The sequence below is a fragment of the Spirillospora sp. NPDC049652 genome, assembly GCF_040675125.1.
Taxonomy (GTDB): domain Bacteria; phylum Actinomycetota; class Actinomycetes; order Streptosporangiales; family Streptosporangiaceae; genus Spirillospora.
Map to the genome: position 1 here is coordinate 1 of NZ_JBFAOF010001299.1, position 1,620 is coordinate 1,620.

Below are 1,620 nucleotides of genomic sequence, written 5' to 3' on the forward strand. Positions count from 1 at the left end.
CCCGCGCCGCCGCGCTGCTCACCCTCGCGCTGCCCGGCTCCGCCTACGTCTACCAGGGCGAGGAGCTCGGCCTGCCCGAGGTGCTCGACCTGCCCGCCGAGTTCCGCAAGGACCCGCAGGCCGGACGCGGCGAGGACGCGGGCCGCGACGGCTGCCGCGTGCCGATCCCGTGGAGCGGCGACGAGCCGCCGTTCGGGTTCACCGACGGCCCGTCCACGTGGCTGCCGATGCCGCCGGAGTGGCGGGAGCTGACCGTCGCCGCCGAGGAGGCCGACCCGGACTCGACGCTGAGCCTCTACAAGGCCGCGCTGCGCGTCCGGCGCGCCGAGCCCGCGCTCGGGGACGGCAAGCTGGCCTGGCTCGACGCCCCGGAGGGCACTCTCGCCTTCATTCGCGAGGCCGCGGACGGCACGACCGTGGGCTGCGCGGTCAACACCGGCGGCGAACCGGCGCGCGTCCCGGCGGCGGGCGGGATCCTGCTGTCCAGCGGCCCTGTGGAACGCGCCAACGACGGCACTCTGGTCCTGCCGCCCGACACCACCGTGTGGTGGAGATAGGTTCATGCCATGACGACGCGGCTGGCCGATATCGCCGGACACGCGGGGGTCAGCGAGGCGACGGTCAGCCGCGTCCTCAACGGCCGCCCCGGCGTGTCGGCGGCGACCCGGCAGGCGGTGCTCGCCGCGCTGGACGTGCTCGGGTACGAGCGCCCGGCGCGGTTGCGGCAGCAGCGCGCCGGGCTGATCGGCCTGATCATCCCGGAGCTGACCAACCCGATCTTCCCGGCGTTCGCCGAGGTGATCGAGAGCGCGCTGGCCCGGCACGGCTACATGGCCGTGCTGTGCTCGCAGACCCCCGGCGGCGTGGCCGAGGACGACTACCTGGAGATGCTGCTGGAGCGCGGCGTCGCGGGCGTCATCTTCGTCAACGGCCTGCACGCCAACGCCAACTCCGACCGGGCCCGGTACGTCCGGCTGACCGAGCAGGGCCTGCCGATCGTGCTGGTCAACGGCTACCGGCCGGACATCGACGCGCCGTTCGTGTCCAACGACGACGTCGCCTCGCTGGAGGCGGCCGTCGCGCACCTGGGCTCGCTCGGGCACCGGCGGATCGGCCTCGCGATCGGGCAGGACGTGTACGTCCCGACCCGGCGCAAGACCGAGGGGTTCCGGCGCGGGCTGGAGACGCTGCTCGGGCCGTCCGCGGACGCCGAGGGCCTGGTCGTGAACACGATGTACACGGTCGAGGGCGGGCAGGCCGCCGCGCAGAAGCTGCTCGACCGCGGCTGCACGGCGATCTGCTGCGGCAACGACATCATGGCGCTCGGCGCGATCCGGGCCGTCCGGCAGCGGGGGCTGCGGGTGCCGGAGGACGTGTCGGTCGTCGGCTTCGACGACTCGCCGCTCACCGCCTACCTGGACCCGCCGCTCACCACGATCCGGCAGTCGGTGCGGGAGATGGCGCTCGCCGCGGTGAGCACGGTGCTGGAGGAGGTCGGCGGCGGCCGGCCGCCGCGCACCGAGCTGCTCTACCGGCCCGAGCTGGTCGTCCGCCGCGCGGCCGCCCCCGCGCCGGGGGCGGCGGGCCGAAAGGGCAAGCGGCGGGGGGGGGAAGGGGGGA

2 protein-coding genes are annotated in these 1,620 nt (G+C 75.2%); both read left to right on the forward strand.

Annotation, left to right across the window (positions count from 1 at the left end):
* Window positions 1-557 (forward strand): alpha-amylase family glycosyl hydrolase (locus AB0J52_RS39600; protein ID WP_500188268.1); only part of this gene is annotated, 557 nt, incomplete at its 5' end.
* A 9-nt stretch (window positions 558-566) separates the two neighbouring features.
* Window positions 567-1,620: LacI family DNA-binding transcriptional regulator (locus tag AB0J52_RS39605; RefSeq protein ID WP_500188269.1), on the forward strand; the 1,054-nt coding region annotated here is incomplete at its 3' end.